Origin of the sequence: Sulfolobus islandicus Y.N.15.51 (assembly GCF_000022485.1) — an archaeon.
GTDB classification, from domain to species: domain Archaea; phylum Thermoproteota; class Thermoprotei_A; order Sulfolobales; family Sulfolobaceae; genus Saccharolobus; species Saccharolobus islandicus.
In genome coordinates, this window is sequence record NC_012623.1 from 345,576 (window position 1) to 360,090 (window position 14,515).

The 14,515-nt window shown below is 35.1% G+C and carries 16 protein-coding genes and 1 pseudogene; 8 read left to right on the plus strand and 9 right to left on the minus strand.

Features of this window, described 5'->3' with window-relative positions; genetic code table 11:
- Positions 1-24: 24 nt before the first annotated feature.
- Positions 25-1,125 carry an S-methyl-5-thioribose-1-phosphate isomerase gene (locus tag YN1551_RS01865; RefSeq protein ID WP_012716656.1) on the minus strand — a complete coding sequence of 367 codons (1,101 nt, stop codon included), beginning with the start codon at positions 1,123-1,125 and terminating at the stop codon, positions 25-27.
- 52 nt (positions 1,126-1,177) lie between these two features.
- Here YN1551_RS01865 and YN1551_RS01870 point away from each other — a divergent pair, with 52 nt between their 5' ends.
- Positions 1,178-2,140 carry an alpha/beta hydrolase gene (locus YN1551_RS01870; protein ID WP_012717092.1) on the plus strand — a complete coding sequence of 321 codons (963 nt, stop codon included), beginning with the start codon at positions 1,178-1,180 and terminating at the stop codon, positions 2,138-2,140.
- On the opposite strand, the gene YN1551_RS01875 is transcribed toward YN1551_RS01870, so the two are convergent.
- Both YN1551_RS01875 and YN1551_RS01880 read right to left on the minus strand, forming a co-directional pair.
- Positions 2,126-2,512, minus strand: a complete 387-nt coding sequence (locus tag YN1551_RS01875) for a NifB/NifX family molybdenum-iron cluster-binding protein (protein WP_012716654.1) — start codon at positions 2,510-2,512, stop codon at positions 2,126-2,128. The two genes, YN1551_RS01870 and YN1551_RS01875, sit on opposite strands and share 15 nt — an antisense overlap.
- Before the next feature lie 24 nt (positions 2,513-2,536).
- Entirely contained in the window at positions 2,537-3,472 is a 936-nt protein-coding gene (locus YN1551_RS01880) for an NAD-dependent epimerase/dehydratase family protein (RefSeq protein ID WP_012717093.1), read from the minus strand.
- A gap of 56 nt (positions 3,473-3,528) precedes the next feature.
- On the opposite strand from YN1551_RS01880, the gene YN1551_RS01885 reads away from it, so the two are divergent.
- Entirely contained in the window at positions 3,529-3,741 is a 213-nt protein-coding gene (locus YN1551_RS01885) for a hypothetical protein (RefSeq protein ID WP_012712312.1), read from the plus strand.
- A gap of 45 nt (positions 3,742-3,786) precedes the next feature.
- On the plus strand, positions 3,787-4,755 hold the full coding sequence (locus YN1551_RS01890; RefSeq protein WP_012716652.1) for a hypothetical protein: 969 nt from the start codon (positions 3,787-3,789) through the stop codon (positions 4,753-4,755).
- Here the strand turns inward: YN1551_RS01890 and YN1551_RS01895 are convergent.
- Complete coding sequence (locus tag YN1551_RS01895; RefSeq protein WP_012716651.1) at positions 4,718-5,938, minus strand: glycosyltransferase family 4 protein; 1,221 nt, start codon at positions 5,936-5,938, stop codon at positions 4,718-4,720. The genes YN1551_RS01890 and YN1551_RS01895 overlap by 38 nt on opposite strands.
- Positions 5,939-6,202: 264 nt before the next feature.
- On the opposite strand from YN1551_RS01895, the gene YN1551_RS01900 reads away from it, so the two are divergent.
- Entirely contained in the window at positions 6,203-6,721 is a 519-nt protein-coding gene (locus YN1551_RS01900; protein ID WP_012712309.1) for a hypothetical protein, read from the plus strand.
- On the opposite strand, the gene YN1551_RS01905 is transcribed toward YN1551_RS01900, so the two are convergent.
- Positions 6,683-6,994 carry a winged helix-turn-helix domain-containing protein gene (locus YN1551_RS01905; RefSeq protein ID WP_012712308.1) on the minus strand — a complete coding sequence of 104 codons (312 nt, stop codon included), beginning with the start codon at positions 6,992-6,994 and terminating at the stop codon, positions 6,683-6,685. The genes YN1551_RS01900 and YN1551_RS01905 overlap by 39 nt on opposite strands.
- A 189-nt stretch (positions 6,995-7,183) precedes the next feature.
- Positions 7,184-7,792, minus strand: coding sequence for a hypothetical protein (locus YN1551_RS01910; protein ID WP_012716650.1), 609 nt, complete (start codon positions 7,790-7,792; stop codon positions 7,184-7,186).
- A 51-nt stretch (positions 7,793-7,843) separates the two neighbouring features.
- Here YN1551_RS01910 and YN1551_RS01915 point away from each other — a divergent pair, with 51 nt between their 5' ends.
- On the plus strand, positions 7,844-8,812 hold the full coding sequence (locus tag YN1551_RS01915) for a phosphomevalonate kinase (RefSeq protein WP_012714386.1): 969 nt from the start codon (positions 7,844-7,846) through the stop codon (positions 8,810-8,812).
- A gap of 9 nt (positions 8,813-8,821) precedes the next feature.
- Here the strand turns inward: YN1551_RS01915 and mvaD are convergent, their stop codons facing one another.
- Together mvaD and YN1551_RS01925 are read right to left on the minus strand one after the other, a co-directional pair.
- A complete protein-coding gene (gene mvaD, locus YN1551_RS01920; protein WP_012714385.1) occupies positions 8,822-9,799 on the minus strand; it encodes a diphosphomevalonate decarboxylase in 978 nt (325 codons plus the stop codon).
- Between the two features lie 18 nt (positions 9,800-9,817).
- Positions 9,818-10,498, minus strand: coding sequence for a hypothetical protein (locus YN1551_RS01925; RefSeq protein WP_012714384.1), 681 nt, complete (start codon positions 10,496-10,498; stop codon positions 9,818-9,820).
- Positions 10,499-10,675: 177 nt separating this feature from the next.
- On the opposite strand from YN1551_RS01925, the pseudogene YN1551_RS17315 reads away from it, so the two are divergent.
- The 3 genes and pseudogenes from YN1551_RS17315 to YN1551_RS01940 all read left to right on the plus strand — a co-directional run bounded on the left by YN1551_RS17315 (position 10,676) and on the right by YN1551_RS01940 (position 13,321).
- Positions 10,676-11,634 (plus strand): annotated as a pseudogene (locus tag YN1551_RS17315) (IS256 family transposase).
- A 201-nt stretch (positions 11,635-11,835) separates the two neighbouring features.
- Entirely contained in the window at positions 11,836-12,408 is a 573-nt protein-coding gene (locus YN1551_RS01935) for a hypothetical protein (RefSeq protein WP_012714383.1), read from the plus strand.
- A 40-nt stretch (positions 12,409-12,448) separates the two neighbouring features.
- Positions 12,449-13,321, plus strand: a complete 873-nt coding sequence (locus YN1551_RS01940; RefSeq protein WP_012714382.1) for a hypothetical protein — start codon at positions 12,449-12,451, stop codon at positions 13,319-13,321.
- Here the strand turns inward: YN1551_RS01940 and YN1551_RS01945 are convergent.
- A complete protein-coding gene (locus YN1551_RS01945; protein WP_012717094.1) occupies positions 13,318-14,502 on the minus strand; it encodes an NRAMP family divalent metal transporter in 1,185 nt (394 codons plus the stop codon). The genes YN1551_RS01940 and YN1551_RS01945 overlap by 4 nt on opposite strands.
- Positions 14,503-14,515: the final 13 nt, after the last annotated feature.

Here is a 14,515-nt window from a genome sequence, read left to right on the forward strand (position 1 = left end):
GATATTTAAATTACTTTTCCTAAGTTACCTTTCAACGATTTTTCTAATATTCTCATGGAATGGAGGATATATTATTCCCTTTTCAGTTATAATACCAGTAATATATTTAGGCGGAGTAACATCAAATACTGGATTATATACATTTACGTCCTCTGGAGCTATTGGTATCCCTCTAATTGTCCTTACTTCATTGGGATCCCTCTCCTCAATCTTAATGTCGTTAACGTCACTCTTTAAGTCGAAACTGGAAGTTGGTGCTAGTGCGTAAAATGGTATACCCAATTCATGGGCTATAACCGCTTCCTTAAATGTCCCTATTTTATTGAAGACGTGCCCATCTCTCAATATCCTGTCAGCACCAACCATTACGTTATTCACCATATCTCGATACATTACTAAACCAACTGCAGTATCTGTTATTAACGTGACCTTTATTCCTTCCTCCATTAATTCGTAAACGGTTAACCTACTTCCTTGCAACCAAGGCCTTGTCTCTGGAGCAATTACTGAAACGCTCATCCCTAAGGCCTTAGCTAATTTCACTGAAGCCAATGCAGTTCCTAACCCAGTACCAGTAGCCAAACCACCTGCATTGCACTGCGTTAGTACTGTGTCACCATCGTTTAATTTCTCTAAACCGTAAAGCCCCATTTGTATTTCAGCATCATACTCCTCATCGAAAATCTTCTTAGCCTCAACTTTCATTAGTTCTATTAGTTCATTTACAGCCTTGGCGTTACCACTTTCCACTGTATTTTTAGCTAAAGTTAACATTCTTGAGGTCGCCCAAACTAAATTAACAGCTGTAGGTCTAGCTGAATCTAATATGGTCTTAGCCCTAGTTAATTCCCTAATAGCGTCATCTAATGTCTTTACATTCTTGTTGTTGATCAACGCTAGTACCATTCCGTATCCGGCAGTGATTCCTATGGCTGGAGCACCTCTAACTTGCATATTCTTTATGGCTAACGCTGTGTTTTCAACATCCTTTAAATCCACGTAAACCTTTTGAAAAGGCAATAAGGATTGATCCAGGATTGTCAGGGTATTACTTTCATCTTTCCAAATTATTGGTAATAATTTTGGCTTAAAAAGCTCCTTAACTTCCTTTACTGTAAGCTTCATATGATATAATGGGTAAAGGAAGATTTAAAGCTTAGGGAAGGAAAAGGAATACGTGAACTTAACTATTATTGAATTTGAAAGTAATGTCTTGAGAGATAATCCCTTGAAAGACCCAAATAGGAGAAGAGTGGGAATAATTTACCCTGAAGAATATGAGGGAAGACCAATATTGATCTACCTTAGTGGCTACCTCTCTTCTTCTCTAACCCAAATCAATTACAATCCATTGGGAGAGGATATGAAGAGAAAGGTTGAGAGATTGATTAATGAGGGGAAAATGAAAGGTTCAGTAATAGTCCTTCCAGATATGTTCACTAAGGTTGGTGGAAATCAGTATATAAATTCTTCAGCGGTGGGAATGTATGAGGACTTTCTCATAAAGGAATTAATACCTTTCTTAAAGGACAAGTTCAAGAGCGATAAGATAGGAATATTTGGGCACTCGTCTGGAGGATACGGTGCACTGGCATTGGGAATGAAATATTCTAATGTCATCAAAGCCATAGCTGACCACGCGGGCGATTCCTATTTCGAATACGTCTACTTACCTACATTTCCCAAAGCGATTGAGCAGTTAAGGAGATTTAAGACTCCCGAGGAATGGTTAGAAAATTATTGGAAGAAGGAGAATAAACAACATAGGGAAGATTTGAATACATTGAACGTAATTGGTATGGCAGCATTTTATTCTCCTAAGGACGAAAAAATCGAGTTACCATTCGATTTGGAGACTGGTGAAATACTGGAGGAGGTTTGGAGAAAATGGCTAGACAAAGACCCGGTCAGGATGGTTGATAAATATGCTGATAATTTGAAAATGCTTAAGTTTATATTTATAGATGTGGGCAAAAAGGATGAGTTCAACATACAGTATGGGAGTAGGACTTTACACAAGAAGTTGCAAAAATATGGAATAAATCACTATTACGAGGAGTTTAATGATGGCCATCTTCACACAACCTATAGATATGATATATCCCTAAGCCTTCTTGAAAAGGCACTAATGTCCGAATAATCTTTCCTTAATTGCTAGGAAGCTAGAGTAGGTAACTTCCCACTTACTTACTGCGCGAAGGTTTTCTGTGTATATGCTATCTCCAATATTTCCTACCAACATTTTGATATTAGCTTTCCTTAAAATTGAATAGGATGGATAGCAAAGAGAACCATGCGCAGCAATTACCATTTCGGCTCTTAACCTTACACACTCCTTAGCAACTAATGGCCTTTTCGTTGAGGAGTTTAGGGCTGGATTCTCCTCTTTAAATAGAATCTCCCTATTTTTACTGTCAAATAATACTACGAATTTCCCTCTGGAGAATAAGTCCAATCTATTTGAATCATCTACAACAGTGCACATTATCATAAGAATTTTAATAACTTGCATAGTAAAAAGGTTAATCCTAAACGTTCATATAATCTTATAGTATCTTGCCATTTCCTTAAACGTCTCAACCCTTACGTCCTCTGGAATGTAACCCAATTCCCTTTCGGCCTTCTTATAGGAATACACTAACTCCCTAGAAAGAACGTCATAGGCCATTTTTAACATCTCATGTGAAGACTTGAAAGGCTCTATGAGTTTTACGCTAAATGGGAACCAAGACTTTATTTCTCTATTTATGGCTTTTGCTGCATCGGAGAAAAGACTTGTTAAGTTAACGGGTTCCTTATCGGTTATGTAAAAATAATCGTTACTCTTATATTTACAAGCTAATTCTATTGCCTTAGACGCATTTCTAGTTGAGACTACGCTAAACATATTATCATTTTTTATGCCAATACCATGAGAAGTCAACCACATGAAAATCCTCCACATAAGGATTCTACTATATGGACCGTAGATTATTGGAAACCGAAGTATTACATAATTGGGGAATTTCGATATACTCTTTTCCCCTTCAAGCTTCGTAATTCCATGAAGTGTATTTGGCTTTAAACCTTCTCCATGGGGACTCTCCTCAAGGATAGGTCTTTCTTTACTGTCGATATTTTCAGACACTCCTATACTGCTTATATATACGAACTTACCTGAATTAACTTGAAAGAACTTCCTTCCTATTTCAGTAGGAAATTTTACTTGTAAGTATTGAAATTCTTTAGGATCTTTAGTCCACATCGCGCCTATAAAATAGACTAAACAATCAACGTCTTTCGAATGATCGTCATAAGAGAAAATTATATTTGCACCAGCGTTTTGTAAGGCTTTTGCGTAATCGTTCATATTCCTAGCGTAAACTAGTACATCATGCCCCTTACTCAATGCGTATCTTACGAAATTGCTACCTACGAATCCAGTACCGCCAAATGTTAAGATTTTCATATTAACATTTTTGCAAAAAAGCATAAAAAGATGTCATTAGGCACTTTTGCTTAAAAAGTATCCTAATAAACTAACATGTTGTGAACTATTCAAAATTTTGGACAAGGTTTAAGGAATGGGCTTTAACAACAAATGATGAAGATATCTTACCTTATAAGTTAAGAAAAATAATTGAAATAATCAGACAAAATCCAGACATAACCTTGGTCAGACTAGCTGGTTATTTAGATACTGACGCCCTATACTTGGCTAGGTATTTGCTTAATAGTTATAAGAGTCTCGTTGAAACCTAATCTATAAGCTTTAGGTTTTTTAATTCAGTTCTCGATTTTAGCTATATGAAGAAGAGTGAAATTAAGGAGATTGAACCATGGGGCGTTAACATTCCTTTTATATTCTTGGCAATAGCATATTGGGCTTTGGGTTCGTTATCACTTCCCCTCAATTGGTCATATCATCCCTATTTCATGATGTTGGGAGCTTACGCGTTGTACTTTGGTATGATACAGAGACTATTCTTTCCTGCCAAAAATTACCTAGCATTACATATAGCCTCTCTAATCTTTTTAGCAATTCCGATATATTATTTTCAAATTATTGCATCAGTTGCACTAGCAATTACTGAAGTCAAAGCTTTACTGGATCTGAGAAATTATGGTTATAATGCTAAAAAATTGCCAATTAACGCTTTGGTGCTTTCATCGCCATTTGCATCTATAATTACATGGCTACTCTATCCAAATTACTGGCTTCTCATAACTCCTTTACTCTTATATATATTAGGAGTTAACGTGGGAGTGTTCTCCGTTAATTTAAGAACGAGGCCAGTATTCGGATTATATCAGTTACCAATATTTCTAATTATAATATCGTCATACTTCTTCCCCATTCTATTTCCATTTATCGGAGTGGTGTATTTTCTAACAATATACAGAAAAACATTTACGTTTAAGAACACTAGTGCAATCTCATCTTTACTATCTCTCATAGTGATCCCCCTTTTATCACTCTATTTTGGAGATTTCGTCCACGCATTCACCTTAGGTATTATGTCGACCTTATTCTTCTCCTGCATTACGTACTCAACTAGTAGATATAATTATGATAAGATAGTAATTTCAATAATTCTCTCAGATTTGGCTTATATATTGCGATTCTTTTACTTTAAAATCTCTGGAATTTTCTGGGTCATTGCAGTGCTCTATTTCCTCTATTTAATTAGAGATAATTTCTATTTAACTTCCATAAAATTAGGACTATCAATGAGGTTTATAAGAATGCAGAAAGAAAGTCATGAGTCTCCTTAGCTACGTTTGCCCATGACGAGTGTAATTCTAAAAACTTCTTCACGTTCTCATCTTCATGCTCGCTCTCATATTCCTCATCTTTCATACTCAATATATTGTTTGCAATCTTCGCCATTTCCTTCACATCATACTCTCTCACTGCTCTAACTGGTTTTAAATTGGAAAAAACGAACCTAATTGCTGGTATGTCATATGCTACGACCGAAGTACCTAAAGCTAAGGTATCTAAAACAACTAGGGAAAAACCATCTTGATGGGAAGGATATATTAAAACTTTGGCCTTAGCTACTGTACTATACACCTCCTCTATTGGCCTATAACCCATATATTCAATTTTAGGATGCGACATTAGAATCGCCCTATCCCTCTCGTTGAAAATTTTTCCAAATACAACTATTTTACTATTTAGTAAATCAGCAATTCTAGGCAATTCCCTAATGCCTTTCTGTGGTACTAATCTAGCAAAGAACACTGCATAGTCTTCTTTACCCTTAGTCTTCCTATACTTATAAATAATATCCCTATTGAAAGCGTTGCCGACCTCGTAAACCTTTAATCTCACGTCACGTGCAATCTCTTCAATCCCAGATAAATAAAACGATGCCTTAGATACACCAGCTATTCCCCTTAGTACTCCATCATTTATTGAACGCAAAAACGCCCTCTTATCAAATTTGTAGAACATCCACATTAAGATATCATAGGCTAAACCCTTGATTCCTAGAAATCTCTTGTATCCCCTTCCGAAGGAATTCCTGAATGGTTCATCATGTAGAAGTTTAACTAATGGCTTATCCAATTTTTTTGAAATATGATAAGATAATCGCAACGTTATTGAGTCCTCGTGCATATCGTATATCACGTCAGGTTTAATTTCCTTTAGTTCATCAATGTATTTTCTATCCTGTCCCAAATCATTCCATCTCAAATAGACGGTATGAGATTTTATGAAATAGGGTAATGTACCAACTTCTTCAGCTTCTTTAACTTCATACACGGAATGATGAACGTTAACATGCGCGTTCTCTAAATCCTTTAGCACCTCATAGTTTCTTCTAACTAGAAATGATGGAACGTATAACGTTACTTCGTCTCCCATCTTTACTAGTTCTTTTAACACGTTTTTTATGTGAACTGATACTCCAGAAGGGTTAAACACGTTACCAATTGCTAGCACTCTCATTTCTCTCACTTTAGTTTAACACTATGAGTATGATAGTTTGAAGAAAGAAATTAATGGTTTTTCCCATCTGGAAGTTATGAAAGGTGATATAATCTCTACCTTAACAGCTTTCTGCTTTTAGTCTTACCTTAAAAATTCTCGATATAGTCTTGAATATGTTAGTAATTTATAATCCTCTTCATTAATTATCTTGCAAGGAATTACCACTATTTTTTGTCGCGAGTAGCAATAAGTTATATTACTGTAGTTATTTAAGATGTAAACGTGGATCCTATAATCCTATCATTATTACTAGGTCTTTCCCACGGAATTGAGCCCGATCACGTAGCTACCGCCAGACTCTTAAGGAGTAGATGGAAAATTATCCAATTCGCTTTAGCTCATTCAGCAGGATTCATTATAATAGCAATACCACTTGTAATTCTTATAGGTGATAATAAATTTCTGGAAATGATCTCAGATATAGTAGGTATTATATTTTCAATTCTACTGTTGGTCCAAGCAATATTCAATAAGGAAATAGATATAGGGGCAAATAAGGCAGGATTACTACAAGGAGCTTTCGTTATAACTCCAACTAAAGTATTAGTTATAGTTATTGCTTCAACTGGTTATACTCTTCTCTATTCCATAGAGATAGTTTCGTCGTTTATAATAGCCTCTGCAGCTTCAATAATATCCCTTTCGTTGTTCAATCTTATACCTAAGAGGATATATAAAATAGTAGATATAGGAATAGGTCTTCTAACTATGGCTTACTTGATCTTCCTTCTTGTTAGCTGATAGTTCTTTTCTTACCTCATATATTATAGTAGCTAATTCTAACTCAATCTTTCTCATATTTCTAAAATGTTCTAGAACTTTTCTCCCTTTTTCAGTTAATTTGTATTCACCATCAACCTCTTGAATAAGCCCGTCATCAGTTAGCATTGACAGATACTTTTTTGCTAGTGATGCGCTAAGATTAACATTTTTCATAATACTAGATATCCTATTAATGTTACTATCAATCGCCTCTAAGATATCACCTATTATATCATCTCTAGTCCTTCTCATACATTTACTACTACTCTTTAATCATTTATATTTTTTATCATGGAGTTCCTCAGTAGCGAATGGGACGAAAAGCCTAAAAGTGAGAACGACAAATTTCAAACTAAACACAAGTTAAAATTATTTTCTTACATCTTCTCGAACATCAGATGTAGTTCTAAGTTTATGAGAAACCTTCAAGATGGAAAAACTCTAACGTTGATTCTCAGTTCCTCCCTTTATCTTCTGTAATGTATTTTTAATTTCCTCAGCGTCTTTTTCTCCCCTATATTTACCTACCAAAGAGATGAACGTATTTATTTCATCCTCAGTCATGGATTCTTGTATCAGCGGAGATAGTTTTGACAAAAACTCCTTGTATAGATTTTCCAGAACCTCCATGTATTCTGGCAATGTTAGAGCTGGTAACTCATCTAGCAATGATACTATTGAAGATGAAATGGAGGAAAGCAGATCTTTTAGTATACCCTTGAAAGCTATAGCTTGTTGTTGTTTCTCCATTTTGCTAATATCCTCTACTTTTTTCTTCAATTCGGTTAGATTTTTAGCTAGTCTATACTTATGAAATTCCAAATTAATAATAGCATTTCTCACATTTTTTGACGCAATGTATCTTATCTCGTCTCCATCTTTCAGAACGTTAATATAACCTTGCAAGTAAAGATTCTCAATGGTTTCTTGTATCGTATTTTTGGACAAGATGTAACCTAATGCTGAAAGTTGCGAATAAGTGGTCCCACTAGGTCCCGATTGGGCTATAGCAACTAATACTAGCCTTTCCCTTTTACTTAGGAATTCCATTTGCCAAAGAATTGTAGTTAAAGATTAAAAAGCTAATAAGGAATATGGAATGTGATAAGGATTAGCGCTCCTGGAAAAATACTTTGGATAGGAAGTTATAGCGTAGTATTTGGAGGTATATCACACGTAATTGCAGTTAATAAGAGAGTGAGTTGCAGGTTAAGAGAAATTCAAGAGAGGAGTTTGATTTTCCACACTAGTTATGGCGATTTTAAAAATTCAGGTAATGAGTTAATTAATTCAGTCCTAGATACTTTTAGAGAAAGATTTACCCAACTTCCTCAAGGCTATGAAATTGAACTTTATAACGATAAGGAATTCATATTAGATGGTAAAAAAACGGGATTAGGCAGTTCTTCAGCTGCTACAGTTTCCCTTACCGCCTGCCTATATTACGCTATCAATGGTAAACTGGATTTATTTGAAATACATAAATTGGCGCAAATTGCCAATTTCAAGAGACAAAAGGGAATTGGAAGTGGGTTTGATATAGCTTCAGCTGTTTTTGGAAGTATAGTTTACAAGAGATTTACTGATTTGGAGAAAATGGACTTCTATTACGAGAAGTTAAAGCTGGGTAATTATGATATGGTACTTGGCTTTACGGGAAAGAGTTCTGAAACTGTGGGTTTAGTCAAGAAATTTGTAGAGAAGAGTAATTTAGAGGATTTTCGGGAAATTATGAGGCTTATAGATGAGGAGAATAATATGGCAATTAGACTCGTAAAATTAAATAAAATCGACGAAGCTGTAGAGCATGTAAGGTTAGGGAGGAAGTATCTAAACTATATAGCTGAACGTATAGTCGGTGTTAAACTAGTAAGTAAAGAAGAGGAGGAGTTGATAAAGATAGCTGAGGACGAAGGCGCATTAATAGCCTTGTCCCCTGGAGCTGGTGGTGGGGATTCAATTTTCGCTTTGGGTAATGATTTGAGTAAGGTAAGGGAGGCATGGAAAAGAAGAGGTATTATAACTATTGACGTGAAGGAGAATGAGGGCTTAAAGCTAGATTCTAATTAAAAAATTTTGTCATTCTCTATTCAATATCTTAGGTCCATCTCCAACTTTAGATACTATAATTCTCTTTATTTCTAGAGATTTTAAGAATTCTAAGATGTCTTGTACATATCTTTCTGTAGTGAAAATGTGGGGATTTGGTCCAGCATCGAATGTGTAACCAGCCTTACCGTACTCTTGTATCCATTCCATTATCCTTATTGAAGTATCGTTTAAGTAGAAGAATGACGGCCAACTATCTAATATTATTGCATGCATACTGTTGCTATGTCTCATGACGAGATAGTAGAATTTCCTCTCATCCCTATTCCTTATAGCCTCGATGACTTCATTAAAGGTCTTCTCAACGAATTTTAGCCTACACTCCATTAATTCTGAAGTCTCAGCTGATCTTATCATACCCTTTCTAGAAGATATCTTCTTTTCTTTCTCGCTTAATATCGGAATTATATCGACTAGTTCACTCCAATGTCCATGTTGGAAGATTTGATAGCAATAGGAATCCTCACCATCTTCTCTTAGACCCTTATTCCATACAACAAATCCTCCAAACATACTCCTACAAGCACTCCCAGATCCTAGTCTGGCTATTTTGGAAAGTTCTTCAGGTTTAAGTTCCAATTCCAATAGTTCATTCAGGCCAAAGGTTAATGCGGCAATTCCTGCCGCAGATGACGCTAATCCAGCGTTAACGGGGAATTTTGCCTTTGACTCGACCTTAACGTGAAACTCCTTGCCAACGATTTTCTTAAAGGCTTCCAAGACTCTTCCAGCATATTCTTTCATTTCATCCTCTGGTAAGATCCTTTCATTAACTATTACAATGTTCTTATCGCTCAAGGTAACTTTGGTAATTACTGATAACTGGTCATCTAATGTAATCGACAATGAGTTATTAAGTGGTAAATTTAACCTTTCATCTCCTCTTTTTCCCCAATACTTCACTACGGCTATATTTGAAGGTGCTGAAACTGTTACAGACTTTAGCACGATTCTAAGAATACGTTATTACTTATTAACTTTAACTAACTCATATAATTCCTTTTTAGATACTTCCTCCTCCTTTTTTAATATCCCCTTCTCTCCAATTGTAATATCCCCGATTATAATCTCATTATCCTCAATTCTTAAATCTAAATCAATTAATTTCTCAATCAATTCTAAATCCCTTACTCCATAGTATTTAAGGAGAAGCAAGGCTCTCATATCCTTAACCTTTTTAATTCTACCCACATTGAAGGGTTTTAAATTAACCTTATCGAAAATTAGGCTTAAATAATATGTTGCCTCTAAATTCGTTTCATCAATGAACGTGAACCCATTTACTGTCCTTATCTTAACCTTATCCTTAAATACGTCAACCTTAGAGTAAGGAAGCTCAGTGGATTCTAGCCTATCTAGAATCTCTCTCTTAGAGGGTATATTGTGAAATTCTATGCCAAATCTGGTAGTGTATAATTCCTTTGATTCTTTTAGAATATCTTCCAATTCCTTTATATATAGATTTGATAAGTTTAAAACAGCATTTCCTCTTATTACTCTAACACTAACCTTGTCACGTAGAAATTCAACCTTGTAATTATACGCTTTTACGTTGTATTTTCTTAGTGTCTGTACTAGATCATTTAGGATATTATCATCATTACAATCAGTACGAATGACGTATTTGTTAACGATAACCTTATTCACAATTGTTCTTAGACGATATTAATATATATTATTATAAGGCCACTGGGCCATTCAGGTTTCCATTGCGAATTCACTTTATTTCTATAAAATGAGATTAGAATAATTGATTGTACACTAAGAGGAAGTAATACTAATAGGGGACGAGAAGGATATTATACTATGCAAGAAGCACAATTCATGAACGATCGTGGAGTCCTCCACTCCACGGTCCTCCTCGCCCCAAATATACTTCAACAAAACGCATTATTAAACAAAACGGTTGACGAGATCGAGAAGATAGCCCTTGAAGAAGCAGAAAAATAAGCCCAAAATACGCAAGAGGAAAGAAAATACAAAGAAGAGGCTACTCACACTACAAGTTCATCAAAGGATTCAACATCACAAAGACAGGAAGAAGAATAACTTACAAATTACACTGGATAACTATAACCTCCCAATCCTTTATAAGGACGTGAAGAGAGTAAAAACGAGAACTGAAGAAGAACTCCAAAGAGAAAGCAAACTAATCCTAAAAGAATATTATCCTTCTACTCTGTGCTCGGAGGGAAACTTAACGTTAAGTTATTATTGCCTAAACTTGGGGTTCAAGGAAATTTCAAGTACGTTATAGTTGATGGTAAGTACGTTAAACTCGTTGACGGTGAAAGGGGTGTTTTGCTTGTGGCCTTGAGCGTTACTGAGGAAGGTAAACGGGCAGTGCTTGCTGAAGAGGAGGATTATAGGAGACTTCTTGTGGATTTGTGGGGGAAGTTTAACCCGGTTCTTGTCGTTGCTGATGGTGTTAAGGCTCTCGATAGGGCTATATCTTTCTGTATTAATGTTAGGAGGTTAGTATTGTGTTGTTTATTTGAAGCGTTCCATGAAGAGGAGTGAAAGGGAGGAGTTGAACGAGATTCTTTTCTTGGCTGTTAAACTTTTTGATAATCTGGGTGTTCTTAATTATCTTCTTGCTCCTAAGGAAGTTTGGTGTTGGTTAAAGGTCGAACAACTTGGTTGAGTCTTTTAATTCCTTACTTGAGCGTAGGCGTTTTGGTAAGTTCCACTCGCCTTGGCGCATTCTACAGATAGCCAAGGCGATTGCCTTAGAGTACAATTCATTAACTTGTTTTCTCATCTTAGTAATAATATTACACTAACCCTCATTACTCTCAATAACATAATATATAATCAATTATTTCTTCATAGAATTATTCTTATTGAGCGAAATAAAGTGAATTCGCAAAGGAAATCTGAATCGTCCAGGCCACTTAATATATATATAATTACCTAGAACATAATATTTATTTACTCTATAGCATATTATAGTACAAGAATAATGAAAGAATAGGTGAAAATTTATGATTCTTAACATATTGTTTTTAGAGATTATATTAACTTCAGCATTCTTATTGATTATTTCGACTGGATTGCAGTTTTACCTCGAATCTAGATTACCGAGTTTATCTAAAGACTTGGATAAAATAACATTTTTAGCTAAACTGGAAGCATTACTATCCCTTGTTCAGCTTCTATCATCGGATAAGGTTTCAGATATGCTCGAAGGTACGATAATTGCTAGTCCACTTAACGTCAAAATTGAAGAATTGAAAAAATATGTCTCAGCCAACTGGGATAGCCTTAAGGGTTCTATAAATATACTGAACGAGAAGATTAAGAATGTAGATAGAATAATTTTCTTATCCGAGGAAGTAAGTGTAGCAGTGTCTCACATAGTTAATGAGAACAAAATTTCACTAGTTCTCCTTATTTTCTCGTCGTTATTCTTATTGTTAAATCTTGTGAGTATTGCCTTCATATTTTCTGGTTTAGCCTTTGGGATCTTAGTCATAGCAATTACATCTAGTTTAAATTGTGTAAAATACGCTAACGAGTTGAAGTCCTTTTACTCTAAATACACATTGCATCGTTGATAATTAGTATTTTAATATTTGGTTATACCTTACTTTAAATGTGGTATATAGACAGTGTATAAGATGGAAAAAAGGGCTAGTGAATACACAGTGTGAGATAGAGGTTCAAATTAGCGATGATGATGAAGTTTACATTATAAAAAATGGCATAGTTAAAAGAGTTAAGGGTGAAAACGATATCATACCATATATAAACGCAATATCTCCCGCATTTAGAGCATTAGTACTAAGTAAATTGCCCAATACGATGTCAGAGAACCTTTACAGATTAGTATACAAGACACAGCCATTTAACGAAATAAGGAAAATCTCGGAGAGAACATTCTCCATATGGAATGGCTCCTATCCCAGCTTTATCACTTTCCTCAATTTACCTTCAGAAGTTATAAAATATTTACCACCTTCTAGAATGATTGAGATAGATCCACAATATTATGTTCACATAGAACCTCTGTATAAATCTATTGAAAAACACTCTGAGTGGGCAAACGATACAGTATACTTCTATGGTCAACAAGTCTGTATAGCATTGAGAGGTTGTACTTACTTCGGAGACGAAGCTTATAGCGTAAAGGACATAGATCAAAGTTTAAACGTTATAAAATTATGGTTATTTCACATTATACTAGGTTCTGGTACTGTTGTGGTTGATGGTAACGTAAAAAATCTAGAAAAGTTCTTAATGCTAAGATATGACAAAGGCTTTGAATTTTTGGAAAGTAAAGAGGAAGCTGGAAAATTGGAAATAGAGGTTAATGATAGGAAAATAAGGATGACATTGAACGATAATGAATTATTAAGTCTAGATTACACTTCCCCTCGCTATATTAAGTTTAGTTATCCATTAAGCTGGAAGAGTAGATATTCAATTTCAGATTTCATATCCTCCTTAAAAATGTGGAAAGGAACCTAAATTATTGCAAGTATTCCCCCAGTGAGTATAATTATAACGGTAATCCAATAAATGATCATTCTAGTTCTTCCATATTTGTAGTTCATCATTAAGTTCTTATCCTTTATTAAAATTCCAATCAATACCGAGGGGATTATAACTATAAATGGTGCTATTGACATTAAAGTTAGGGCAAAGTTTATCACATTATCGTAATTGTTGGTGAAAAGTAGCGTAATTGCGAGTGAAGGAATCGATTCGGAAATATATAATAGTAGAAAGTTGCTAAAACTGTTTTTACCTAAAGCTTCTAAAGTTCCCCACGCACTTCCTAAAGACTCCACTATTAATGCTAGAAAAGCTGCACTAATTAAGCCAATTCCAAATATATATGGGGAAATTGGACCTGAAATTAAGGATAGTGAATAAGACATTTCCTTGTAATTTAAAGGATCTACTGATGGTGAAATTCCAGTAGTTGCCATTTCTATAGCCACCATTATAAGCTCTGATACTATGGCCCCGATAAACGTCTCTATGGAGGACCACTTCACCTTAGTTTCTATTGGCGAAGCTACATCTTGGTATTTATAAGCAGTTGCCGAGGTTTGGTAAAATATCATAAAGGGCATGACTACTGCGCCTATATTTGCAGCAACAAGAAACGTAAAGGATTTGGAAAGTGAGAAGTAAAATACGTTTTCTCCAGGTATGATGCCCCTTAATATAGCTTCAAGCATAAATGCAACTATCAAAATTAAAGATATCGGTATTAGGAATTTCTCTATTTTATCATATTTTTTAGTTGATATTATAATTAGATGAAATATAAAGAAAATTGGAAGAGTTATATAAGGTGGAACTCCTAGCACTAATCCCCCGACTGCTATTCCAACGTATTCAACTATGTACGTGAACACGTCAACCATGAACATAGAAAGAGAGGCTAGTAGCGATATTTTAACTGAGTATCTCTCCCTAATAATCTCCCCAAGACCTTTACCATTATTTACTGCACCTAATCTTCCGGCAGCTTCTTGGATAACATATAAGGGAAAGGCTAAGAGTAGCAACAGCCAGATCAGTCTATATCCGTACTCTTGCCCATTGGCTACGCCAGTTAATACGCTTGCTGCGTCAACATCCGCCATCATTACTATCCATGCTGGACCGAAAAGTCTTACTATCTCTCTAATGCTCATATTATGATACACA

Excerpts from the sequence above, each read along its gene's own strand:
- YN1551_RS01865 (WP_012716656.1), bottom strand. The coding sequence starts at position 1,125 with ATGAAGCTTACAGTAAAGGAAGTTAAGGAGCTTTTTAAGCCAAAATTA.
- YN1551_RS01875 (WP_012716654.1), bottom strand. The coding sequence starts at position 2,512 with ATGCAAGTTATTAAAATTCTTATGATAATGTGCACTGTTGTAGATGAT.
- YN1551_RS01880 (WP_012717093.1), bottom strand. The coding sequence starts at position 3,472 with ATGCTTTTTTGCAAAAATGTTAATATGAAAATCTTAACATTTGGCGGT.
- YN1551_RS01890 (WP_012716652.1), top strand. The coding sequence starts at position 3,787 with ATGAAGAAGAGTGAAATTAAGGAGATTGAACCATGGGGCGTTAACATT.
- YN1551_RS01895 (WP_012716651.1), bottom strand. The coding sequence starts at position 5,938 with ATGAGAGTGCTAGCAATTGGTAACGTGTTTAACCCTTCTGGAGTATCA.
- YN1551_RS01905 (WP_012712308.1), bottom strand. The coding sequence starts at position 6,994 with ATGAGAAGGACTAGAGATGATATAATAGGTGATATCTTAGAGGCGATT.
- YN1551_RS01910 (WP_012716650.1), bottom strand. The coding sequence starts at position 7,792 with ATGGAATTCCTAAGTAAAAGGGAAAGGCTAGTATTAGTTGCTATAGCC.
- YN1551_RS01935 (WP_012714383.1), top strand. The coding sequence starts at position 11,836 with ATGATTCTTAACATATTGTTTTTAGAGATTATATTAACTTCAGCATTC.
- YN1551_RS01945 (WP_012717094.1), bottom strand. The coding sequence starts at position 14,502 with ATGAGCATTAGAGAGATAGTAAGACTTTTCGGTCCAGCATGGATAGTA.